23 protein-coding genes and 5 tRNA genes are annotated in these 20537 nt (G+C 63.2%); 16 read left to right on the top strand and 12 right to left on the bottom strand.

The annotated features are described in order from the left end of the window. Nucleotides 1–4: 4 nt before the first annotated feature. The gene (locus DOM54_RS15725) at nt 5–1441 is read left to right on the top strand and encodes an NAD(P)H-dependent oxidoreductase (protein WP_110717229.1); all 1437 of its coding nucleotides are present in this window, start codon (nt 5–7) and stop codon (nt 1439–1441) included. Further along, nucleotides 1438–2433 (top strand): sugar phosphate isomerase/epimerase family protein, encoded by a 996-nt coding sequence (locus tag DOM54_RS15720; protein WP_110717228.1) that lies wholly within the window; start codon nt 1438–1440, stop codon nt 2431–2433. Before DOM54_RS15725 ends, DOM54_RS15720 begins: the two co-directional genes overlap by 4 nt. Here the strand turns inward: DOM54_RS15720 and DOM54_RS15715 are convergent. After that, entirely contained in the window at nt 2421–2822 is a 402-nt protein-coding gene (locus DOM54_RS15715) for a GFA family protein (protein ID WP_110717227.1), read from the bottom strand. The two genes, DOM54_RS15720 and DOM54_RS15715, sit on opposite strands and share 13 nt — an antisense overlap. A gap of 114 nt (nt 2823–2936) precedes the next feature. Here DOM54_RS15715 and DOM54_RS15710 point away from each other — a divergent pair, with 114 nt between their 5' ends. Together DOM54_RS15710 and DOM54_RS15705 are read left to right on the top strand one after the other, a co-directional pair. Continuing rightward, complete coding sequence (locus DOM54_RS15710; protein ID WP_110717226.1) at nt 2937–3263, top strand: hypothetical protein; 327 nt, start codon at nt 2937–2939, stop codon at nt 3261–3263. 22 nt (nt 3264–3285) lie between these two features. After that, nucleotides 3286–3510: a DUF4236 domain-containing protein gene (locus tag DOM54_RS15705; RefSeq protein ID WP_110717225.1), complete on the top strand. Its 225-nt coding sequence runs from the start codon at nt 3286–3288 to the stop codon at nt 3508–3510. Nucleotides 3511–3651: 141 nt separating this feature from the next. Here DOM54_RS15705 and DOM54_RS15700 read toward each other — a convergent pair whose 3' ends face one another. The 10 genes from DOM54_RS15700 to DOM54_RS15655 all read right to left on the bottom strand — a co-directional run bounded on the left by DOM54_RS15700 (nt 3652) and on the right by DOM54_RS15655 (nt 8895). Then, nucleotides 3652–4347 carry an aspartate/glutamate racemase family protein gene (locus tag DOM54_RS15700; RefSeq protein ID WP_110717259.1) on the bottom strand — a complete coding sequence of 232 codons (696 nt, stop codon included), beginning with the start codon at nt 4345–4347 and terminating at the stop codon, nt 3652–3654. Nucleotides 4348–4684: 337 nt separating this feature from the next. Further along, nucleotides 4685–4772, bottom strand: a tRNA-Ser gene (locus tag DOM54_RS15695). A gap of 138 nt (nt 4773–4910) precedes the next feature. Further along, nucleotides 4911–5471: a nitroreductase family protein gene (locus DOM54_RS15690; RefSeq protein WP_110717224.1), complete on the bottom strand. Its 561-nt coding sequence runs from the start codon at nt 5469–5471 to the stop codon at nt 4911–4913. A gap of 64 nt (nt 5472–5535) precedes the next feature. After that, nucleotides 5536–6375: an NADPH-dependent 7-cyano-7-deazaguanine reductase QueF gene (gene queF / locus DOM54_RS15685; RefSeq protein ID WP_110717223.1), complete on the bottom strand. Its 840-nt coding sequence runs from the start codon at nt 6373–6375 to the stop codon at nt 5536–5538. Beyond that, entirely contained in the window at nt 6372–7145 is a 774-nt protein-coding gene (locus DOM54_RS15680; protein ID WP_110717222.1) for an ABC transporter permease, read from the bottom strand. The genes queF and DOM54_RS15680 overlap by 4 nt, the downstream gene beginning before the upstream one ends. After that, nucleotides 7142–8119: an ABC transporter ATP-binding protein gene (locus DOM54_RS15675; RefSeq protein WP_110717221.1), complete on the bottom strand. Its 978-nt coding sequence runs from the start codon at nt 8117–8119 to the stop codon at nt 7142–7144. The genes DOM54_RS15680 and DOM54_RS15675 overlap by 4 nt, the downstream gene beginning before the upstream one ends. Nucleotides 8120–8415: 296 nt before the next feature. Next, a tRNA-Gly gene (locus DOM54_RS15670) sits at nt 8416–8490 on the bottom strand. A gap of 53 nt (nt 8491–8543) precedes the next feature. Further along, nucleotides 8544–8619 (bottom strand) — tRNA-Glu (locus DOM54_RS15665). Between the two features lie 91 nt (nt 8620–8710). After that, a tRNA-Gly gene (locus tag DOM54_RS15660) sits at nt 8711–8785 on the bottom strand. A gap of 34 nt (nt 8786–8819) precedes the next feature. Further along, nucleotides 8820–8895, bottom strand: a tRNA-Glu gene (locus tag DOM54_RS15655). 166 nt (nt 8896–9061) lie between these two features. On the opposite strand from DOM54_RS15655, the gene msrB reads away from it, so the two are divergent. The 11 genes from msrB to DOM54_RS15600 all read left to right on the top strand — a co-directional run bounded on the left by msrB (nt 9062) and on the right by DOM54_RS15600 (nt 18835). Next, entirely contained in the window at nt 9062–9460 is a 399-nt protein-coding gene (msrB, locus tag DOM54_RS15650; RefSeq protein WP_110600811.1) for a peptide-methionine (R)-S-oxide reductase MsrB, read from the top strand. A gap of 337 nt (nt 9461–9797) precedes the next feature. Continuing rightward, nucleotides 9798–10028, top strand: coding sequence for a hypothetical protein (locus DOM54_RS15645; protein WP_110717220.1), 231 nt, complete (start codon nt 9798–9800; stop codon nt 10026–10028). A 367-nt stretch (nt 10029–10395) separates the two neighbouring features. Further along, the gene (ylqF, locus tag DOM54_RS15640) at nt 10396–11340 is read left to right on the top strand and encodes a ribosome biogenesis GTPase YlqF (protein WP_110717219.1); all 945 of its coding nucleotides are present in this window, start codon (nt 10396–10398) and stop codon (nt 11338–11340) included. Nucleotides 11341–11505: 165 nt separating this feature from the next. Next, the gene (locus DOM54_RS15635) at nt 11506–12732 is read left to right on the top strand and encodes a pyridoxal phosphate-dependent aminotransferase (RefSeq protein WP_110717218.1); all 1227 of its coding nucleotides are present in this window, start codon (nt 11506–11508) and stop codon (nt 12730–12732) included. Nucleotides 12733–12938: 206 nt separating this feature from the next. Then, the gene (gene htpX, locus DOM54_RS15630; RefSeq protein ID WP_110717217.1) at nt 12939–13841 is read left to right on the top strand and encodes a protease HtpX; all 903 of its coding nucleotides are present in this window, start codon (nt 12939–12941) and stop codon (nt 13839–13841) included. Between the two features lie 281 nt (nt 13842–14122). Further along, on the top strand, nt 14123–15385 hold the full coding sequence (gene codB / locus DOM54_RS15625) for a cytosine permease (protein WP_110717216.1): 1263 nt from the start codon (nt 14123–14125) through the stop codon (nt 15383–15385). Between the two features lie 136 nt (nt 15386–15521). Continuing rightward, nucleotides 15522–16043 (top strand): DUF3455 domain-containing protein, encoded by a 522-nt coding sequence (locus DOM54_RS15620; protein ID WP_110717215.1) that lies wholly within the window; start codon nt 15522–15524, stop codon nt 16041–16043. A gap of 141 nt (nt 16044–16184) precedes the next feature. Then, nucleotides 16185–16763, top strand: a complete 579-nt coding sequence (locus DOM54_RS15615; protein ID WP_240613933.1) for a sigma-70 family RNA polymerase sigma factor — start codon at nt 16185–16187, stop codon at nt 16761–16763. Then, nucleotides 16760–17512: an anti-sigma factor gene (locus DOM54_RS15610; RefSeq protein ID WP_110717213.1), complete on the top strand. Its 753-nt coding sequence runs from the start codon at nt 16760–16762 to the stop codon at nt 17510–17512. The genes DOM54_RS15615 and DOM54_RS15610 overlap by 4 nt, the downstream gene beginning before the upstream one ends. A 139-nt stretch (nt 17513–17651) precedes the next feature. Further along, nucleotides 17652–18074: a MarR family winged helix-turn-helix transcriptional regulator gene (locus DOM54_RS15605; RefSeq protein WP_110717212.1), complete on the top strand. Its 423-nt coding sequence runs from the start codon at nt 17652–17654 to the stop codon at nt 18072–18074. Nucleotides 18075–18085: 11 nt separating this feature from the next. Further along, the gene (locus DOM54_RS15600; RefSeq protein WP_110717211.1) at nt 18086–18835 is read left to right on the top strand and encodes a siderophore-interacting protein; all 750 of its coding nucleotides are present in this window, start codon (nt 18086–18088) and stop codon (nt 18833–18835) included. A 55-nt stretch (nt 18836–18890) separates the two neighbouring features. Here DOM54_RS15600 and pdxB read toward each other — a convergent pair whose 3' ends face one another. After that, nucleotides 18891–20042 carry a 4-phosphoerythronate dehydrogenase PdxB gene (pdxB, locus tag DOM54_RS15595; RefSeq protein WP_110717210.1) on the bottom strand — a complete coding sequence of 384 codons (1152 nt, stop codon included), beginning with the start codon at nt 20040–20042 and terminating at the stop codon, nt 18891–18893. A 218-nt stretch (nt 20043–20260) separates the two neighbouring features. Here pdxB and DOM54_RS15590 point away from each other — a divergent pair, with 218 nt between their 5' ends. Further along, a complete protein-coding gene (locus DOM54_RS15590) occupies nt 20261–20536 on the top strand; it encodes a WGR domain-containing protein (RefSeq protein ID WP_110717209.1) in 276 nt (91 codons plus the stop codon). The last annotated feature ends 1 nt before the right edge of the window (nt 20537 follow it).

The following is a 20537-nucleotide window of genomic DNA, read 5'->3' as shown; positions in this document are numbered from 1 at the left end:
AGCGATGCATCTCTCCCACTATCTCGATGGTGACGCCCCGATCCGCTGCTGCGTGATCGGCTCGGGTGGCTTCGGCCGCAGCTTCATTCTCCATGCCCGGCATCTGGAAGCCATGGAAGCGCGCGTGGTGATCGACCTGGACCCGGCGCTGGCAGCCAAGGCGCTGGTCGACGCCGGTATCGAATCGGCCCGAATCCGGCACTGCCGCACACCGGCAGAAGCCAGCCGTGCCTGGGACCGAGGCGACTGGATCGTCGGCGATCGGCTGGAGGCGGTGATCGAACTTCCCCTGGACGTCGTCATCGAAGCCACCGGTCACCCCGAGGCCGGCGCTCGCCATGCCGCGCTCGCGCTGGAAGCCGGTCATCATGTGGCCCTGGTCACCAAGGAAGTCGACAGCGTGGTCGGCCCCGGCCTGGCGGCCATGGCTCGCAAGCGCGGCTGCGTGATCAGCCCGGTGGATGGCGACCAGCCTGCGCTGGCGATCGGCCTGGTTAGTTGGGCCGAAACGGTGGGCCTGGAGATCCTCGCCGCCGGCAAGTCGAGCGAATACGACTTCGTCTTCGACCCATCGACGGAAACCCTGGCCAGCAATGGCAAGCGCATCGACGTTCGCGGCTTCGGGGAGCGCTGGGATCTGCCCGGGGGACTGGACAGCGAGGGTCACCGTCAGTGGGTGGCGGACCGCGCTCGCCTGGCCGGTGCTCTGCCGCAGCACGCGGTGCCGGACCTGTGCGAGATGGCAATCGTCGCCAATGCGACCGGCGTGATGCCGGACCATCCCTCACTGCACTATCCCATCGCCCGTCTCGGCGAGATCGCCGAACTGTTCGTGCCGACCGCCGACGGAGGCCTGTTGACGCGGACACCGGCGCTGGAGGTCTTCCACTGCCTGCGCCGGCCGGACGAGTTCAGCCTTGCCGGCGGCGTGTTCGTGGTCGTACGCGGCCATGATCGCACCAGTTGGCGGATGCTGGCCGAGAAAGGCCACTTGGTCAGCCGGCGCGGCGACAGCGCGATGCTGCCGCTGCCCCGCCACCTGCTCGGGCTGGAAGCCGCCACTACCCTGCTGGAAATGGTACGGCGCGGCGTTCCCAGCAGCGTCAGCCAGCCGAGACCCCATGTCGACCTGATCGCCGTTGCCGGATCCAACCTGAGCGAAGGCACCACGCTCACCGCTCACGGCCACCACCACAGCATCGACCATGTCTCGTCGGCGCTGGTGCCGGCCAGCCCGCTCGGCGACGACGCGCCACTGCCCTACTATCTCGCCGCCAATCGGGTGTTGATGCGCCCGGTCCAAGCCGGCGAGCCCATTCGCCTGCGCGATGTCGCGATCGACGAAAGCTCATGGTTATGGAAGCTGCGCCAGAACCAGGATGCGTTGTTCTTCGCCAATACCATGACACCGACCCACGCCATTATCGAGACTCCCAGATGACCATCGACCTTGCCGACTGGCCCATCGCTGCTGCCATGCTGCCATTCTCCAATTGTCTGCCGGATGGCTCGCCGCTGCAGACGGCCAGCGCCGAGCAGTGGCAGCCGCTGTTTCAGGAGGTCGCCGAAGCCGGTTTCGACCACGTCGATCTCTCCGACAACTGCTTTCGCCCCGGCGACATGCAGAGCGACCAACTGGACGCGCTCGCCAGCGTGATCAAGTCGGCGCGCCTGAAACCCAGCTCGATCTCGGTGGTGCGCTCGAGCGTGATCGACGAACGCCATGGCGCCGACCACCTCGCCTACAGCCATCGCTCACTGGAGGCCGCCGCCAGACTCGGCATCGGCACCGTCTCGATCGGCCTGCATCGGCCACTGACCGAAGCCCAGCAGCGACAGCTCTGGTTCTGGACCGTGGCGGGTCACCGCGACGACCCCGACGATCGGGCGCAGTGGCAAAAGGCGGTGGCGCGAATCCGCGAACTCGGCCAGCACGCCGCCGAACTCGGTATCGTGCTGTCGCTGGAGATGTACGAGGATACCTATCTCGGCAGTGCCGACTCGGCGGTAGCCATGGTCGAGGAGATCGGGCTGCCCTCGGTGGGCTTGAATCCGGATATCGGCAACCTGATCCGTCTGCACCGACCGGTGGAGCCTTGGCTCGAGGCCATGCGCAAGGTGCTACCGTGGTCGAATTTCTGGCATGCCAAGAACTACATGCGCGACGAGGACACCGAACGAGATCATTATCTCGCCTTCCCCGCACCGATGGAGAGCGGTCTGATCAATTATCGCCAGGCGATGAAACTCGCCGTGGAGGCCGGCTTTCGCGGTGTGATCTGCCTGGAGCATTATGGTGGTGATGGCCTCAGCGTCTGCGCCGCCAACCAACGCTATCTCCGCGATCGGGTCCTGCCCGCCTGTCGTCGCATCACGCCGGGGCTGAGTCGGGTAAAGCAGCCCGGCTCGGGGGCTCGAATTCAGAACCAGTAGTCGCCAACGCAGCGACCATCACGGGCATGGCGCTCGAACGTATGCAGGCCATCGAATCGATCGATGGCCACTTGCGCCACCGTTTCGGGCTCTGCCATTCGCAAATTGACGGCCATACGTCGGCGTCCGGTCGGCTCGGTATCGACGGCTCGCCAGTATCCGACGCATCCGCATCCGGCGCAGAAATGGAAAGCGATATGCGGTCCTGGGCGGTAGGCTTTCGTCTCCCCGGTTACCCGGATCGCTTCTTCATGGCCGTAGGCCCAAAGAACCCCATAACGGCGACAAACCGTACAGTTGCAGATCGTCGCTCCCGACGGGTTGCCCTCGAACTGCCAGGAGACCCTGCCGCAGTGGCAACGGCCTGTTAGCGTATTGGCGATTTCCATGTCGATAGCCTTATTGCGTAAACGACGACGCGAACGTTGACGCACCACTCGGCGTCACTGCCAACGATAGTCCGCCAGGCAGCTATGCTAAAGCCTCCTTGTGGAGGGACAGCCATGAACACCAGCCATCTCGAACACGCCTTCATCGCTGTCGCCTTTCAATGCCTGCTGTGGCCGCTGGTCGGTCGTTGGGTGGGAGGTTCGCTGATCGTCGCGGTATTTCTCGGGCGCGAGATCGCCCAGCACGAATATGCCGGCGGGGGTCCCAATGCGGTCGGCTACTTTTATGGACTGGTTCACCACTGGTCACCGGACTCGATCTTCGATGTGCTCTCCCCCGCAGCCGCCTGCATCCTGCTGGCGGTGATCGTCCCCGGCAGCCCGCTGTGGCGAGCGTGGCAAGCCCACCGAACGAATGTCATCGGGCGCAGTCAACCGTAACCAGACTGCCAGGAGATAACCCATGGGACTTCGCTTTCGCCGCATGCTGCGGTTGGCCCCGGGCTTGCGGATCCGGCTCGACAGCCAGGACCCGGTGCTCTCGATCGGCCCCCGCGGCGCCAACCTGAATATCAGCCGACGCGGCATTCACAGCCATGCGGGCATTCCCGGATCAGGCATTTACCACCGGCAGGCATTATGGAAACGAACATCACGGACGGGACAGGCGGCCAAGAAGCGGCGTTAGCGGATGGGCATCGAAAAAGCCCCGGCCCGAAGGCCGGGCAAGTACGCAGGGGATAGTCCCCGGCGCCATTATCGAACGGCGGGCGCGCCTCATCAGGCTGAATTGTCTGGTCAATCCGGGGGAGATTACGCTAGCGGCCGGCTACTCACCCAAGGCAAATTCAAGTCCCATGTCGACATGCAGCGCGGTCGTGTCGTAGAGCGGCAGGTCGCAATCCTGCGGCCGAAGTAGCAAGGCGATTTCCGTGCACCCCAGAATCACGCCCTGTGCACCCTGCTTCTGGAGCCTGGTGACGACATCCCGATACACCTGCCGCGACGGTTCGGTGATAACACCATGGACCAACTCTTCGAAGATGATGCGATGAACGCTGTCCCGATCTTCCTGGGACGGCACCAGGCAGGAGATGCCGTGCTCGTCGAGCAGCCGGCCCCGATAGAACGCCTGCTCCATCGTGAATCGCGTTCCCAGCAGACCGACCTGATCGACACCCTCGGCACGCAATCGTGACCCGGTGCCATCGGCAATGTGGAGAAAGGGGATGCTCAGTGCCGACTCGATCGCGTCGGCCACCTTGTGCATGGTATTGGTCGCCAGCAACAGGCACTCCGCGCCCGCAGCCTCGACCTGACGGGCCGCCATCGCCAATGCCTCCCCGGCCTCGTCCCAATCGCCGCTCTGCTGCAGCGCCTCGATCTCGGCAAAGTCGACGCTCACCATCGCGATCCTGGCCGAGTGATATCCACCGAGGCGCGCTCGCACGCCCTCGTTGAGCATGCGGTAGTAACTTTGCGTGGACTCCCAGCTCATGCCACCCAATACACCAATGGTTTTCATCGCGACTCCCTGCATGGTCATTCCTTGACACCTTTATCATACAGTCTCTGCCGCATGACAGGGCTGGATGAAAACCGGAGAATGCCCAGCTTTTACTCCCCCGCCTCTCACTCTATTCCCGGCACGAAAAAGCCGGCTACTCGAGCCGGCTGATTCAAAATTCGTGGCGGAGGGGGAGGGATTACCGGCTCGCTTCGCGAGGCCGTTTGTCGGCGCTCGAACACCAGAACCCCGAGCGCCTCGGTGCGAACCGGAGGGTTCTCATCGCCTCCCCCGTCTCTCACCTGACTCCAGACATGAAGAAACCGGCCACTGAGAGCCGGTTCTTTTCAATTCGTGGCGGAGGGGGAGGGATTCGAACCCTCGAAGCCTTTCGACTTACACACTTTCCAGGCGTGCTCCTTCGACCACTCGGACACCCCTCCACATTGTCGCCCTGCCCGTGGCGGCGTTACCGCTGCGTTCAGAACGGCGCACATAGTAACGAGCTAAACCCGTGATCGCAAGCCGTTTTTCCTTTTCCGACGACCTTTTACGATCTGTCCGGAACGGGAAGCCCAGCGTTAGCGCCATCGTTCCAGATACGCCTCCGGGTCGCGCGCTGGCGCCTCGGGGTAGCGCCCGCCGACCTGGCCAAGGTAGAGATAGCCGATCAGCTCTTCGTTCTCGCCCAGTCCGAGCCCGCGCCACACGCTCTTGTCATGGGCATAGGTACCGGTGCGCCACATTGCCCCCAACCCCTGCGCGAACGCTGCGTAAAGCATGGCATGCGCGGCGCAACCCGCGGAGATGATCTGCTCGACCGGCGGTACCTTGGGCAGGTCCGGCGTGATGCGCGCGATCACCGCGATGATCATCGGCGCCCGCTTGGGCTTCTTGCGTGCGGCATCGAGACTGCCATCGTCGATATGCGGATTGGCCTGATAATCGGAGCGGGCGAACAGTTCACCCAGGCGATCGAGCCCTTCACCGCTGATCTCGATGAAGCGGTACGGGGTCATTTCCTTGTGATCCGGCGCCCGCAGTGCGGCACGGTAGAGGGCGTCGAGCTGCTCGGTAGTCGGTGCCGGACCAGCCAGCTTGCCCATCGAGCGACGCTGATGCAGTAGCGTCATGGCATCCATGTCTGACTCCTTTGAGACATCGGTGGTAACACGCGGAGGGTCGCTCGACTCTACGTCAAAAGCGTCACTGCCGCAGCAGACGTGGCGGCAATTCCGGTACCCAGCCCGGCGTGGCCCGCCAAGGGTTGATATCGAGCCCACCGCGGCGCACGTAACGCGCCATCACCAGCAGCCGCTCGGGGCGGCAGCGTGCCATCAGGTCGACGAAGATATGCTCGACACAGTGCTCGTGAAAATCCTGGTGCTGACGGTAGGAAATGAGATAGCGCAGCAGCGAGGCACGCTCGATCCGCGGCCCGCGGTACTGAACCAGCACGCTGCCCCAGTCGGGTTGACCGGTCACCGGACAGTTGGACTTGAGCAGGTGCGAATGCAGCGTCTCTTCGACGATATCGCTCTCATCGCAGGCGAGCAGCACCGGCGCCGGCGTATAGCGGTCGATCTCGACCTCGAGCTGGTCGAGGCCCTCGCCCGGCAGCGGCGCCGGCGCGAGTGCGGCGTCATCGACACCGAACAGCTCCACCGTGACCTCGCCACCCGCCGCCGCGCTCAGATCGCGAACCAGCGTCTCGACCACCTGATCGCGACCGCTGAAAGTGGTCTGATTGAAACTATTGAGATAGAGCTTCCACGACTTGGATTCGATCAGGCAGGGCGAATCCGCCGACAGCCGGAATCGCGCCACCGCGACCACCGGCTTGCCGCGCGGATCGAGCCAGGAGAGCTCGAAGGCCCACCACTCGTCACCACCGACGAACGGCAGCGACGTGGCCTCGATCCCCAGCGGCGCCCGATTGGCGGCACGCTCGATGGGAAACAGCAAGGCGGCATCGTAGCGCTCGGGATAGGCGGACTCGCGACCCAGTGGCGCATCAGCGAGGGTCTCCGGGCGCGGTGTGCTCATGAGCGAATCCCCTTGCCGCGGTTGAGCATCCACAGTGCCAGGCACCAGAACACGACGATGAAGGCGGCGATGGCGATCAGCGCCCCGCTCACCGGAATGTCGGAGATGCCGAGAATGCCGTAGCGAAAGGCGTTAACCATGTAGAGGATCGGGTTGACCATGGTCACCTTCTGCCAGAACTCCGGCAGCAGGTCGATCGAGTAGAACACGCCCCCCAGGTAGGTCAGCGGCGTCAACACGAAGATCGGAATGATCGAGATGTCATCGAACTTCTTGGCCAGCAGCGCATTGATGAAGCCACCGATCGAAAACAGCAAGGCGGTCATCACCACCACCATCAGGGTCAGGAACGGATGATGCAGGTCGAGATGAGTGAAGAACAGCGAGACCACCGTCACGATCAAGCCGACGCCGAGCCCGCGCGCGGCACCACCGATGACGAAGCCAGCCAGGATGACCCAGTTGGGCATCGGCGAGACCATCATCTCCTCCACGCTGCGCTGGAACTTGTTGGAGAAGAACGATGACGCCACGTTGGAGTAGCTGTTGGTGATCACCGACATCATGATCAGGCCCGGCACGATGTAGGACATGTAGGAGATGCCGTGCATCTCACCCACGCGTGAACCGATCAGGTTGCCGAAGATGATGAAGTACATCGTCATGGTGATGGAGGGTGGCACCAGGGTCTGGGGCCAGATCCGCACGAAGCGGCGCACCTCTTTCACCACCATGGTCCAGAGCGAAATCAGCAGTTGCCGGGTATTCAAGATGCCGTCTCCTTGGCCGGTGTCGAGGTGGCGCTGTCGATGCCGCTGACCGCATCCGGCGGCGAGGTCATCGAGACGAACAGCTCTTCCAGGCGATTGGCACGATTACGCATGGACAGCACGCGCACGCCCTGACGGGTCAATTGCTGGAAGGCATCGTTGAGGTCAGTGCCCTTGCGCACGGAAAGCGCCAACTGGTGCGCATCGACCCGCTCGACCTCGAAGCCCTCGACCTGGGGTGCGGCGTCCAACGGCTCGGCAAGATCAAGCAGGAAGGTCTCGGTATCCAGCTCAGTCAGCAGGCCGCGCATCGAGGTATTCTTGATGATCTCGCCCCGGTTGATGATGGCGATGTTGCGGCAAAGGCTCTCGGCTTCCTCGAGATAGTGCGTGGTCAGGATGATCGAGGTGCCCTCCTCCTCGTTGATCCGGCGCATGTACTCCCACATGCTACGGCGCAGCTCGATATCGACCCCGGCGGTGGGCTCGTCGAGAATCAGCAGGCGCGGGCGATGAATCAGGGCACGCGCGATCATCAGCCGCCGTTTCATGCCACCGGAGAGCATGCGCGCGGCACCGTTGCGCTTGTCCCACAGGCCGAGATCCTTGAGCAGACGCTCACAACGCGGCTTGGCCTCCTTCATCGGCATGCCGTAGTAGCCCGCCTGGGTGAGGATGATATCCTCGACCTTCTCGAACTGACTGAAGTTGAACTCCTGCGGTACCACGCCGAGGTGGTATTTCGCCTTGGCGAAGTCACGGTCGATATCGATACCGAAGATCTTCACCTGCCCCGCCGTTTTCTGGACCAGCGAACAGACGATACCGAGCGTAGTGGATTTGCCCGCCCCATTGGGGCCGAGCAGTGCAAAGAAATCGCCTTGGGAGACATCGAGATCGATGCCCTTCAAGGCCTCAAAACCATTACCGTAGACTTTGGTCAGCCCGCGGATGGACAGTGCCGGTTCTGCCATCAGGGATTCCTGCCATGTGTGATCAATCGGGATTTGCGAAAATCATGTGAAACGGAAGTGCCAGGCAATATGGGGGCGCTTCATCGAGGTTCAATCTTTAGCAGACGAATTAATTATGCTGAATTAGCGAGCGTCGAATAACGCAGCCCGTGGCGATCCCATCACGAAAATCGAGGTGAAGCCGCGCAGAATCCTACACGCATTACCCCGCTCGGGCGGCTCGGACCTTGCGAGGACGATAAAGAAGACACGCAAAAGAAAAGAGAAGCGTCATGGACGCTTCTCTTTTCAAAATCTGGAGCGGGAAAGGAGATTCGAACTCCCGACCCTCGCCTTGGCAAGGCGATGCTCTACCACTGAGCTATTCCCGCTGAATGATGTCGAGACCTGAGTCCGACGAGATGATCGTGGCGAATCATCGAAGTGGCGTCCCATAGGGGGTTCGAACCCCTGTTACCGCCGTGAAAGGGCGGTGTCCTGGACCACTAGACGAATGGGACGCATTGTGGAAGCGAGTTAAGTAGATCGCCGGGCTGGCGGACCGGTGTTCCGGCTCACGACCCGTACTACTTTTCCAACACTACCAAAAGTTGGAGCGGGAAAGGAGATTCGAACTCCCGACCCTCGCCTTGGCAAGGCGATGCTCTACCACTGAGCTATTCCCGCACCGTGACCTTCTACACGACTTCGCTGAACCAAGTGGCGTCCCATAGGGGGTTCGAACCCCTGTTACCGCCGTGAAAGGGCGGTGTCCTAGACCACTAGACGAATGGGACGTGATGTCTCGGCTCCGTCGAAGTGGCGCGTATGTTACTGAGACGATTTTGAGGTGTCAAGCAATTGATTTCACCGATTTTCGCCATAGCCTAATCGGGGCTGGTCAGGGCATGGCAAATGGCCTGTAATGCAGTATGCGAGTCGAAGCGATGAGGAGAACTGACTATGGGTAAGGTACAGAAGACGGAAGCCGAGTGGCGTGAAAAGCTCACCCCCGAGCAGTACCACGTTACCCGTGAGAAAGGCACCGAGCGTCCATTTACCGGCGACTACCAGGTCGAGGCGGTCCAGGGAATCTACCACTGCGTCTGCTGTGGTGCGCCACTATTCGAGAACGAGCACAAGTTCGAGGCGCATTGTGGCTGGCCGAGTTTCGACCGGCCCCTGGCAGCGGCATCGGTCGAAGAGCACCAGGACGACAGCCATGGCATGCGCCGGATCGAGGTGACCTGCCGACGTTGCGACGCCCATCTGGGTCACGTTTTTCCGGACGGTCCGGCGGAAACTACCGGCCAGCGTTATTGCATCAATTCGGTAGCGATCACCTTCCACGCCGGTGAATAACACACCGAACGGCATCATCGAGCGTGCGGGGATCCTGCTAGCGTGCCCGGGCCTGTAGAGCCATCCAGCATGAAGTGACGACAAAGCCCGTGATCGTGGGCTTTGCCGTCTCACCTCGTTTCAACCGTTGAGCGTAAAGGCATACCCTGACGCTCGGCTTGCCCCATTTTACCCCACCATGCCTCGGTATTACGGAGGCGGGCTGCGGCGCTAGCATGGTGCCCCCCCCCCGAGACGTGGTCACGATCACCCGTTGGTCGACTTGTGTGCAATAGCTGGCCATGCCATCAGTGGTTACAGTCAGCGTTCCAACACTCCGCACCGAAGGGCTGACGACATGGCCACAACCGACGAAAAGCTGGATGCGATCCTGCTGATGCAGGCCGAGATCCTCGGGCGCCTCGAGGCTACGGATGTCTACCGAGCCGTGGTTACGGACGAGGATCCCCGCGTGGCCGCCCTGCGGGCGCTTGGCGGTACCTCGATGGACCGGCCGTCGGCCCGCGTCCGCTCCGAAATCGATGCCATCGTCGAAAAGGCGGCTCAATGGGGTCGGCCCGTTAACTGAGTGCATGAGTGAGCGGGGAGTCGACGACGCCGGCCTTGCCAGACTCGCCACACCGTCGCCTGATGGTCGCTGACGGCCCATGGCAACCTGGCCTTCATTGCCAAGCAAATGGGGCACCGGGGTCACCCATGCTCGTGAGGGTCCATGCGACGTGGATCGACGCCGAGAGCCGATCCGAGGCTGCAAGGGTCTGGAGCGAGACGAAACAACGCGGTGTTTTGGCCCACGGATGCCCCATGCTTCAGTAACTTGAAGCAGCAGACCACTAAAACCGGGGCCTCCGTCACACCACCTCAGCATCCTGCTAGAATGTCCGCCCGCTTGCCGTTGGGCGCGGCACGATTCGAAGAACAGGCAGGAGAAGATTATGCTCGGCTGGTATCCCGGACATATGAACAAGGCGCGGCGCCAGATCACCGAGGCGCTGCCGGAGATCGACGTGGTCATCGAGGTGCTCGATGCCCGCCTGCCCTACTCCAGCGGCAACCCGATGCTGGCAGAGTTGACCGAGCATAAACCCGTACTGAAAATTCTTTCGCGTGCCGACCTGGCCGACCCCGCGGCCACCCAGGCATGGATCGCGCACTTCGACGCTCAGCCGGACAGCCGCGCGATTGCCGTCACCACGACCCAGGCGCGTGAACTCAAGCAGATCCCGGCGCTGTGCCATGAGTTGGCTGGTCAGGTACGCGCCGACCGCGATGTGCGGGTGATGGTGATGGGCATTCCCAACGTCGGCAAGTCGACGCTGATCAACGGCCTCGCCGGACGCAAGATCGCCAAGACCGGTAACGAGCCGGCCGTCACCAAGCGCCAGCAGAAGATCCGTATCGACGGACGCGTCTCGCTGATCGACACCCCCGGCGTGCTGTGGCCGAAGATCGAGGATCAGGCCAGTGCCTACCGCCTGGCGGCCAGCGGTGCCATCCGCGATACCGCGATCGAGTACGTCGATGTCGCCATCGTCTGTGCCGCCGAACTGGCCAAGCGCTATCCCGATGCCCTGCGCGAACGTTACCGGCTCGGTGAGCTGCCCGTCTATGTGGCGCCGACCGAGATCGATAGCGTCGATGCCGACGGACCCAGGCTGGTCGACTTCCAGGCCAGGGCGGGCTTCGACGGTCACGCGATCATGAACGAGATCGCGCGCAAGCGCGGCGGCCTGAAGGCCGGTGGGGTGATCAACCTCCACCGTGGCGCCGAGGTACTGCTGCATGAGCTGCGTGACGGCAAGCTCGGCCGGTTGACCCTGGAGCTGCCGGCGGATATCCCCGATCCCGTCGAGGAAGATATCGACGCGGCCGAGCACTGACCACCCACCATACAGATGCACCGAAATTCCTTCCGTTTCTGCCTCTTGCGCCGCGCCAGCGCGGCGTTATGCTGGGGATCGGTGACACAGCCCACCGGGGAATAGCCACTTCCCGCCCTCTTCAACCCGCCTGACGTTTTAGGCTGTGCAGCTTACGGAACTTCAATGAACAGCCCCATTCGGAAATCGCACAAGCTCGACAATGTCTGCTACGACATTCGCGGGCCCGTTCTCGATCATGCCAAGCGCCTCGAGGACGAAGGCCATCGCATTCTCAAGCTCAACATCGGCAATCCCGCGCCCTTCGGTTTCGAAGCCCCCGAGGAGATTCTCCAGGACGTGATGCGCAATCTGCCGACAGCCCAGGGTTACTGCGACTCGAAGGGGCTCTACTCGGCGCGCAAGGCGATCATGCAGGAGTGCCAGCGCAAAGGAATCCCGGGCGTGGGCATCGAGGATGTGTTCATCGGCAATGGCGTTTCCGAACTGATCGTGATGGCGATGCAGGCGTTGCTCAACGATGGCGACGAGGTACTGATTCCCGCGCCGGATTATCCGCTGTGGACCGCCGCGGCGAATCTCTCCGGTGGCCATCCGGTTCACTATCTGTGCGACGAGAACGCCGGCTGGTCACCGGATATCGCCGATATCCGCGACAAGATCACGTCACGGACGCGCGCGATCGTGCTGATCAACCCCAACAACCCGACCGGGGCGGTCTACCCGCCGACCGTGGTCAAGGAGATCCTGGCGGTCGCCCGTCAGCACGGCCTCGTCGTCTTCTCCGACGAGATCTACGACAAGATTCTCTACGACGGCGTCGAGCATGTCTCCACCGGTGCCCTGGCCGAGGACGACCAACTGGTCGTGACCATGAACGGGCTCTCCAAGAGCTACCGCTGCGCCGGTTTCCGTTCCGGCTGGATGATCCTGTCCGGCGGGCTGGGCAAGCAGAATGCCGAGGACTTCATCCAGGGCCTCACCATGCTCGCCTCGATGCGACTGTGCGCCAACGTGCCGGCGCAGCACGCGATCCAGACCGGCCTCGGCGGCTACCAGTCGATCAACGACCTGATCCTGCCAGGCGGGCGACTGCTCGCTCAGCGCAATGTCGTGCATGAAAAGCTCAACGCGATCCCCGGGGTCTCCTGTGTCAAACCGATGGGGGCTCTCTATGCCTTTCCGCGGCTCGACCCGGAGGTCTATCCCATTCATGACGATGCCCAGATGGTGCTCGACCTGCTGCTGCAGGAGCGTATCCTGCTGGTCCAGGGGACGGCCTTCAACTGGCCGACGCCGGATCACGTGCGCATCGTGACCCTGCCCTGGGCCGATCAGCTCGGCGACGCCATCGACCGTTTCGCCCGCTTCCTCTCACGTTATCGCCAGTGATCCGCGGCGGTGGCCAGTCACCGCCCTGTAACAGGGCCGCGCGTTTCGACGCGCGGCCACGCCCCCCTCTTGAAACCTATTCACGAAAGTCGTATCTAACGGTTCATAACCGACTGATTACCGGGTATTAACGAACAACGAGCTAATCATAAGCCGGCGCACGACGTGACGACGGCCACGCTTTCCACGACTGAGGGTAAAGACCGATGATGCGAATCATCCTGTTCCTGGCAACCAACCTGGCGGTGATTCTCGTCGCCAGCATCACGTTGCGGCTATTGGGCGTCGAGCCTTATCTCAACGCCAACGGGCTGAACATGAACAGCCTGCTGATCTTCTGCTTCGTGTTCGGCATGGCCGGATCGCTGGTATCGCTGTTCATCTCCAAATGGATGGCGAAGATGAGCACCAAGGCCAAGGTGATCGGCCAGCCCGCCAATTCTACCGAGCAGTGGCTGCTAGACACGGTGGGCGAGCTAGCGCAACAGGCCAATATCAAGATGCCGGAAGTGGCGATCTTCCCGGCCCAGCAATCCAACGCCTTCGCCACCGGCTGGAACAAGAACGACGCCCTGGTAGCGGTTTCCCAAGGGCTGCTGGAGCGCATGCGACCCGAGGAAATTCGTGCGGTGCTGGCGCATGAGATCGGTCACGTCGCCAACGGCGACATGGTCACGCTGGCCCTGATCCAAGGGGTGCTGAACACCTTCGTGATGTTCTTCGCGCGGGTGGTCGCCCAGGTCGTCGACAGCTTCCTGCGCGGCCGCGACAACGGCGGTGGCCTGGGCTTCATGGGCTATTTTGCCGTCGTCATCGTCGCCGAGATCGTGTTCGGCCTGGTGGCGTCGATCATCGTGGCCTGGTTCTCGCGCTTCCGCGAGTATCGTGCCGACGCCGCAGGCGCCAAATATGCCGGCAGTGGCGCCATGATCAACGCCCTGGCCAGACTGAAATCCGAGACCAGCCAGCCGGACCAGATGCCCGATTCGTTGACGGCCTTCGCCATCACCACCGGGCAGACCCGCAAGATCATGGAGAAACTGTTCGCCAGTCACCCGCCACTGGATGATCGCATCCGGGCGCTGAAGGAGTCCGCCTACCGGGAGTGACATCCATTCGGCGATGCCCGAGACGCTGCCAGAACCCTTCCAACGCCCCGCACTGTGCGGGGCGTTGGCTTATCCAGATAGCCCCCCGAGCTGCGTTTCCCCTCGTTGCCCCCGTTCGGCAAACCGACGACTCGATCCGGCGCACTCTGCACCACAAACGTGCAGACCTGGCGCCCAGGCCGGGCCGTCGATTTCTGAAGAGCGCGGATGGATAACCCTTTTCAGCGCTGCGGCATGTCGCTTGCTTGATCAGTCCCGACTGCCCTAGTGAGGATCGATCCATGGCTCTGCCCCAAGCCGACAATGACTATCCGCTGAGCGAGGTGCCTGGCGACGCGCGCAAACCCTTCGCGTCGCTGGCGCTGCTGTTGCTGGGTTTCACCTTCTTCACCGCAACCATGTTCGCTGGCGGCCAGATCGGCGCCGCCTTCTCGTTCACCGAGCTATTGGCGTTGATCGTGGTAGGCAATCTGCTGCTGGGCGTCTATGCCGCGGCAATCGCCGGCATTGCCGCGCGCTCCGGGCTCAGCACGGCGCTGATGTCGCGATTCGCGCTGGGCGAGCGCGGCAGCGCGCTATCCGATCTGCTGCTGGGCATCACCCAGGTCGGCTGGTACGCCTGGGGCGTGGCCACCATCGCCAACGTGCTGGTATCGACATTGGGGCTCGCACCGGGCTGGTCGGCTCCGGTGATGGTGCTGTTCGGTGTCGGCTTCTGTCTCACCGCCTTCATCGGCTACCGCGGTCTGGCGCTGCTCTCCAATGTGGCGGTGCCGGCGATGGCGCTGCTGATCGCCATCAGCATGATCATCGCCTGGCGCGATGGCGACGGCTGGACCGGCCTGACCACCATCGCCCCCAGTGCCGAGCTGGGCTGGGCGGCCGGTATCACCATCATCTTCGGCACCTTCGTATCCGGCGCGACGCAGGCCAGCAACTGGAGTCGTTTCGCGCGTACGCCGCGTCAAGCGATCACGGCGACACTGTTGGCGTTCTTCATCGGCAATGGCCTGATGGTGCTGATCGGCGCCGTGGGTGCTCTCGTCTACCAGCAGCCGGATGTGGTCGAGGTACTGATTCTGCAAGGCCTGACCACCGTCGGCCTGGCCATGCTGTTCCTCAACCTGTGGACCACGCAGGATAATACCATCTACAACTTTGCCGCCGCCGGCTGCAACCTGCTGCGCACCCGCCAGCGTGGCTGGGTAACGCTTGGCGGCGCGGCGATCGGCACGCTGCTGGCGCTGGCCGGGATGGATGCGCTGCTGGTACCGTTCCTGATCGCGCTGGGCACCTGTATCCCACCACTGGGGGGAGTGATCATCGCCGATTACCTCTTCCTGCGTCGTGGCCACTACCCCAGGCTCGACGCTGCCGTATTACCGACGTTTCACCTCCCCGGGCTCGGTGCCTATGCGTTGGCAACCCTGGGCGCCTGGCTCTCGCCATGGGCGCCGCCGCTGGTCGGTATCGCGCTGGCGGTAGCGCTATATCCGCTGTGCTGCCGCTATCTGGGCCAGCAATCGCTGAAGCCGGCCCTGTAGCCCTCCCGGCAAGGCTCGGACCCATGTTGCGCCATTCGCGAAAAAACCGACGCCGACTGCATCCGTCTCTCCGACCCACGTGTATCCCCGGTGCAGGACATGAAGTCCTGACCTATTCACGCTCGGAGAGACGCCAATGAAAACTCGACAACTAGCCAGCGTTACCCTGACCGCCACCCTGCTGGGTGGTTTCAGCCTCGCGGCGCATGCCAATGACGTCCCGGGGGACGTGCAGGTTCCGGATGGCAACGAGATTGCCATGGAGACGGTGGGCGTCGGCGAGATCACTTACGCGTGCGAGATGAAGGATGGCGCCCACGAGTGGGTGTTCAAGGGCCCGGATGCCAAGCTCAACGACGCGGACGGAAACCAGGTCGGCAGCTACTACGGCCCGCCAGCGACCTGGGAATCCAGCGACGGCTCCAAGATCACCGGTACCCAGCTCGCCACGGCCCCCGGCGGCGATGGCAACATCCCCTTCCAGCTCGTGGAAGCCAATCCGGCAGAGGGTGACGGCCACATGTCCGGTGTCACCTACGTACAGCGCCTGAATACCCAGGGCGGCGTCGCGCCGGATATGGCATGCAGCGAGGACAACGCCGGCGACGAAGAGGTCGTCGAGTACCAGGCGGACTACCTGTTCTGGAAAGCCAGCTGATCCGACAATGCCGATGACCGGCAGCGCCCGCTGATCACCACAGCGGGTCATTGCAGACCAGCACGGGCTCGCCATGACGAGCCCGTGTTGCGTAGTATGAGATGCCTTAGCCCCAGCGGGGTGCGCTTCAAGGAAGTTCGTGTGACAGACGACGTAGCAGCGTCCAATCCGTCGGCAGCCGATCATGGCGCCCTGCTCGAGGCTTGCGCCAGGGGAGAGCGTCAGGCGCTGCAGCAGCTCTATGCGCAGGAAGGGTCGCGCCTGCTGGGCGTGGTCGTGCGCATCGTCGGCGATCGCGGTATCGCTGAAGACATCATCCACGATGCCTTCGTCAACATCTGGAACAAGGCGCACACCTTCGATGCCACTCGCGGATCGGGCAAGACCTGGATCTTCAGCGTCGCGCGCCACCTGGCGCTCAACCATGTCAGAACCCGGCATCGGGAAGTGACCGTGGATGACGAAACTGCCGACAGGCTCGACGCCGAGCGCGCTCAGGAAGCGGAGACGGACATGCAGGATCATTTCGACTGGCTCGGTCATGGGGATCTGGATCGCTGCCTGGCGCAATTGGCGCCCGAGCGGCGCAACTGCCTGTTTCACGCCTATGTCGACGGCTTCAGCCACCCGGAGATCGCCACACGCATGAATCGCCCTCTCGGCACCGTCAAGGCCTGGATCAAACGCAGCCTGGCTGCACTGCGCGAGTGCCTGTCATGAGCGATCATTCGGCGTCGCCGCCTCCGCTCGGACCGGAGGAGACCGACGATCTGGCCGGTGAGTACGTGCTTGGCACGCTGAGTGCCGAACAGCGTCTCGATGTCGAGCGTCGCCTGCCCGAGGACCCGAAGCTGCAGGAGGCGATATGGGCTTGGGAAAGACGCCTCCAGCCCTATACGGCGATGGTCGAGCCGGTCACGCCATCAAACCGGCTGTGGCAGCGCATCACGCGGACTCTCGATGATCGGGAGACGTCTCGATCGTCGGCGGAAGAGCGCGCCACTCATCCGGGCGGGCTGCTGAATCGACTATGGCATGACCTGACCCTATGGCGAGGCGTGAGTCTCGCCAGCATTATCGTCGCCATCGGCCTCGCCGCCACGCTGGCACTCGGCCCCGGGCAGACGCCCTCCTCTCGCTATCTGGTCGTGTTGATGACGCCCCAACATACGCAAGCTGGCTGGATCGTGCAGGCGAGCTCACCGCGACGGATCAGCCTGAAGCCGATCGGCACTTTCGAGATACCGCCCGGCAAGGCGCTGGAGTTCTGGACCAAGGCGGACGACTGGAGCGGTCCCGTCTCGCTGGGCCTGGTCGAGCCCGGCGAGACCAGGCAACTGTCGCTGGACGATCTCCCGCCACTCGAGGACAACCAGCTCTTCGAACTGACTCTCGAGGACGATTCCGGGTCCCCGCTCGACCGCCCGACTGGACCGATTCAGTTCATCGGCCGCGCCGTCGAGCTGTAATTCGCCACATCCCCCGCCTCTGGAAGGCCGCGCCCACGATGGACGCGGCCAGCTTCTACCCCAACGCCAATGCGAATGGTTGACATTCTCCAACATCAAGCGCCTAATTGGTTGACACTATCAACCAATTAGGCGCGACATGTCCGAGACGACGGTCGGTGAATCCCTGCATCAGCTCATGCATGCCTACAAGCGGGCGCTGCGCCGGGCCTATGCCGACGCCGGGCTGGACCTCACCGTTTCGCACATCCGCACGCTCAAGGCGATCCGCGGCCAGATGCCCTGCACCGCGCAGGACGTCGCGCATCGCACCCAGCGCGACAAAGCCCAGATCACCCGGCTACTTCGTGACCTTCGCGATGCGGATATCGTCGTCAAGGCGCCTCATCCGGAGGATCGCCGCAGCCAGATGCTGTCGTTGACCGGGCACGGCCGGGATTTGCTGGCACGCATCGATGCCTGCGAACGCGAGGCCCACGAGCAGCTGTCGAGCGGGATGACGCAGACGGATCTGGCGGCGTTTCTGCGCCTGTCGCGGTTGATGATCGCCAACCTGAGGTAACGAGAGTCCCGATGCCCAAACCCGCCCCCAGACTTTACACCGTCTTGAATCGCCAACTCGTCACGCCCCATATGCTACGTCTGACATTCGGTGGAGAAGGGATGACCGAATTTCCCGACGATCAGGAGAGCGCCTATATCAAACTGATGGTGCCTGACGGTGAAGATGACCAAGGCAAGCCCCGCACCGTGCTGCGCACCTATACCGTTCGCCGCCAGCGTCCCGGCGAGATCGACGTTGACGTCGTACTGCACGAGGATGGCGGCCCGGCCGCGACCTGGGCGGCAGCGGCGCAACCAGGCGACACGATCCTGATCGGTGGCCCGGGATCCGTGAAACGCCTGCCGGAAGAAGCAGACTGGTATCTGCTGGTCGGCGACATGACGTCGCTGCCGGCGATCGGTGCCAACCTGGAGCGCCTGCCCCCGGACGCCAGTGGGTATGCCATCATCGAAGTGGCCAGCGAGGCGGATATCCAATGGTTCGACCTGCCCCATGGCATGCAGGTCAACTGGCTGATCAATCCGCACCCGGGCAGTGACAGCGACCGTCTCGTCGCGGCCCTGCGCGAGTTCGACTGGCTTCCGGGCGTCCCGGGAATCTGGGTCGCCTGCGAGTTTTCCGCCATGCGCAAGTTGCGTCGCCACCTGATCGACGATCGCGGGGTGGACAAGCGGGCGATGTACATTTCGAGCTACTGGAAACTGGGCGCCAGCGAGGATGGCCACCGGACGGCCAAGCGCGAGGACGCCGACAGATGAGGAAGTGGGGAGCGCCTGAGCCGAGTCCACGAGTGGCGGCGCTCTCCGGACTCGGCTACTTGCCGAGCTTGACGCTGAAGCCGAAGCCCTCCAGGGCGTCGCGCAGGCCGCCCTTGTTCTTCTTCAGTTCGACCCGCAGCGTCTGGAATTCACGGCGGGGGGGATATTCGCGCCGGTAGGCGTCGAATCCCGCCGCCATGCCAAGTCGCCGGCGGTAACGATCGAACGCCAGCATGTCCCGGCGCACGTCGTAGCAGGCTCGGGCACACAGCGAAAGCGCCTCCAGCGGCGGCGTCCAGCTGTGCAGGACGATCTTGCGCAACCAGGGATCGGGCTTGAGCTGGCCGAGCTTCTTGCGCGCCGGCAGGCCGAAGTGCCGCATCACGGCCTGATAGATCATCTCGGTACCCAGCATCTTGCCGTCGACGCTGTAGCCGGCGATGTGAGGCGTCCCGATATCGACCAGCTCGAACAACGCCTCGTCAATGGCAGGCTCGTGTTCCCACACGTCGAGGACCGTGCGCAGGTCGCCTTTACTCTCGAGACGCTCGCGCAGGGCATCGCCGTCGAGACAGTCGCCCCGCCCGGCGTTGACCAGCACCGTGCCCGACCGGAGGGCGTCGATGCGTCGACGATCCATGAGATGGTGGGTGGCATGCTCGCCAGCGGCCACCAACGGCGTGTGCAGGCAGATAATGTCGGCTCGCTCGATCATCGCGTCCAGGTCGACGAAATCCTCCCGCCCTTCGGCCTCGGCACGCGGCGGATCGCAGGTCAGGCAGTCGACGTCCAGATTGTCCAGCCGCGCCGCCAGGCGACCGCCGACATTGCCGGCACCGACGATTCCGACGGTCTTGCCGGAAAGCGAGACCCCGTCTTCCTCGGAGAGCAGCAGCAGACTCGAGAGCACGTAGTCGACAACGGATTCGGCATTGCTGCCCGGCGCGCTGGCGAAACCGATATTGCGCTCGGCCAGCAGGCTCGTATCGATGTGGTCGGTGCCGATCGTGCAGGTGCCGACGAACTTCAGCTTGTCCGCGCCCTCCAGCAGCGCTTGGTCCACCTGCGTGATCGAGCGGACCACCAGGACGTCGTGGCCACGAAGAGTGGCCGCGGTCATCTCGCGGCCAGGCTGGCGCGTGACCTCTCCCAACTCGCCGAAGAATTCTTCCGCCAGCGGAATGTTCTCGTCCACCAGGATGCGCATGACTACCCTCTTGTTTCGTTCTAACCCGGCGTCAGGGGGTGCCGGGCAACATCGCGATCGCGCATCGACACCGGCGTCGATTTCTACGGAGCTTGCTTTACAATGGCGCCTGACGTCGGGCGCGTCGCGGGATTGTTGAGCCGCGACGCTCGGCGCAGCCATATTAGGCCGGCCATTCGCGATGAACAAGCGATGAGCACCAAGCAGCAGGAGTCCGCGTGATCGTCCGTTGGGAAAGTGAGCATGACTACGTCCTGGTCCATCTGCACCAGGATATGTTTGGCGACTGGATCTACAGTCGCGCCTGGGGCCAGATCGGCACCCAGTACGGCGGCCTCAAGCATGCCGTCGCCGACAGCCACGATCAGGCCATGATGTGGCTCGATGACCTCTCGCACATCCAGACGGCGCGCGGTTACCGCAAGGTGCTGGAGGCCGAGGACGATACCCCGGAAGGACGGCAGGCGGTGGCCCAGCTGTCGCTGCTTGACTGAA

This window comes from Salinicola acroporae, from assembly GCF_003206615.1.
GTDB classification, from domain to species: domain Bacteria; phylum Pseudomonadota; class Gammaproteobacteria; order Pseudomonadales; family Halomonadaceae; genus Salinicola; species Salinicola acroporae.
Note: the sequence above shows the minus strand (reverse complement) of the source record. Positions and strands in the feature narration are given on the sequence as shown.

Bases quoted from the DNA above. Each gene is read 5' to 3' on its own strand.
- DOM54_RS15725 (WP_110717229.1), top strand. From the start codon at position 5: ATGCATCTCTCCCACTATCTCGATGGTGACGCCCCGATCCGCTGCTGC.
- DOM54_RS15720 (WP_110717228.1), top strand. From the start codon at position 1,438: ATGACCATCGACCTTGCCGACTGGCCCATCGCTGCTGCCATGCTGCCA.
- DOM54_RS15715 (WP_110717227.1), bottom strand. From the start codon at position 2,822: ATGGAAATCGCCAATACGCTAACAGGCCGTTGCCACTGCGGCAGGGTC.
- DOM54_RS15710 (WP_110717226.1), top strand. From the start codon at position 2,937: ATGAACACCAGCCATCTCGAACACGCCTTCATCGCTGTCGCCTTTCAA.
- DOM54_RS15705 (WP_110717225.1), top strand. From the start codon at position 3,286: ATGGGACTTCGCTTTCGCCGCATGCTGCGGTTGGCCCCGGGCTTGCGG.
- DOM54_RS15700 (WP_110717259.1), bottom strand. From the start codon at position 4,347: ATGAAAACCATTGGTGTATTGGGTGGCATGAGCTGGGAGTCCACGCAA.
- DOM54_RS15690 (WP_110717224.1), bottom strand. From the start codon at position 5,471: ATGGATGCCATGACGCTACTGCATCAGCGTCGCTCGATGGGCAAGCTG.
- queF (WP_110717223.1), bottom strand. From the start codon at position 6,375: ATGAGCACACCGCGCCCGGAGACCCTCGCTGATGCGCCACTGGGTCGC.
- DOM54_RS15675 (WP_110717221.1), bottom strand. From the start codon at position 8,119: ATGGCAGAACCGGCACTGTCCATCCGCGGGCTGACCAAAGTCTACGGT.
- msrB (WP_110600811.1), top strand. From the start codon at position 9,062: ATGGGTAAGGTACAGAAGACGGAAGCCGAGTGGCGTGAAAAGCTCACC.
- DOM54_RS15645 (WP_110717220.1), top strand. From the start codon at position 9,798: ATGGCCACAACCGACGAAAAGCTGGATGCGATCCTGCTGATGCAGGCC.
- ylqF (WP_110717219.1), top strand. From the start codon at position 10,396: ATGCTCGGCTGGTATCCCGGACATATGAACAAGGCGCGGCGCCAGATC.
- DOM54_RS15635 (WP_110717218.1), top strand. From the start codon at position 11,506: ATGAACAGCCCCATTCGGAAATCGCACAAGCTCGACAATGTCTGCTAC.
- htpX (WP_110717217.1), top strand. From the start codon at position 12,939: ATGATGCGAATCATCCTGTTCCTGGCAACCAACCTGGCGGTGATTCTC.
- codB (WP_110717216.1), top strand. From the start codon at position 14,123: ATGGCTCTGCCCCAAGCCGACAATGACTATCCGCTGAGCGAGGTGCCT.
- DOM54_RS15620 (WP_110717215.1), top strand. From the start codon at position 15,522: ATGAAAACTCGACAACTAGCCAGCGTTACCCTGACCGCCACCCTGCTG.
- DOM54_RS15610 (WP_110717213.1), top strand. From the start codon at position 16,760: ATGAGCGATCATTCGGCGTCGCCGCCTCCGCTCGGACCGGAGGAGACC.
- DOM54_RS15605 (WP_110717212.1), top strand. From the start codon at position 17,652: ATGTCCGAGACGACGGTCGGTGAATCCCTGCATCAGCTCATGCATGCC.
- DOM54_RS15600 (WP_110717211.1), top strand. From the start codon at position 18,086: ATGCCCAAACCCGCCCCCAGACTTTACACCGTCTTGAATCGCCAACTC.
- pdxB (WP_110717210.1), bottom strand. From the start codon at position 20,042: ATGCGCATCCTGGTGGACGAGAACATTCCGCTGGCGGAAGAATTCTTC.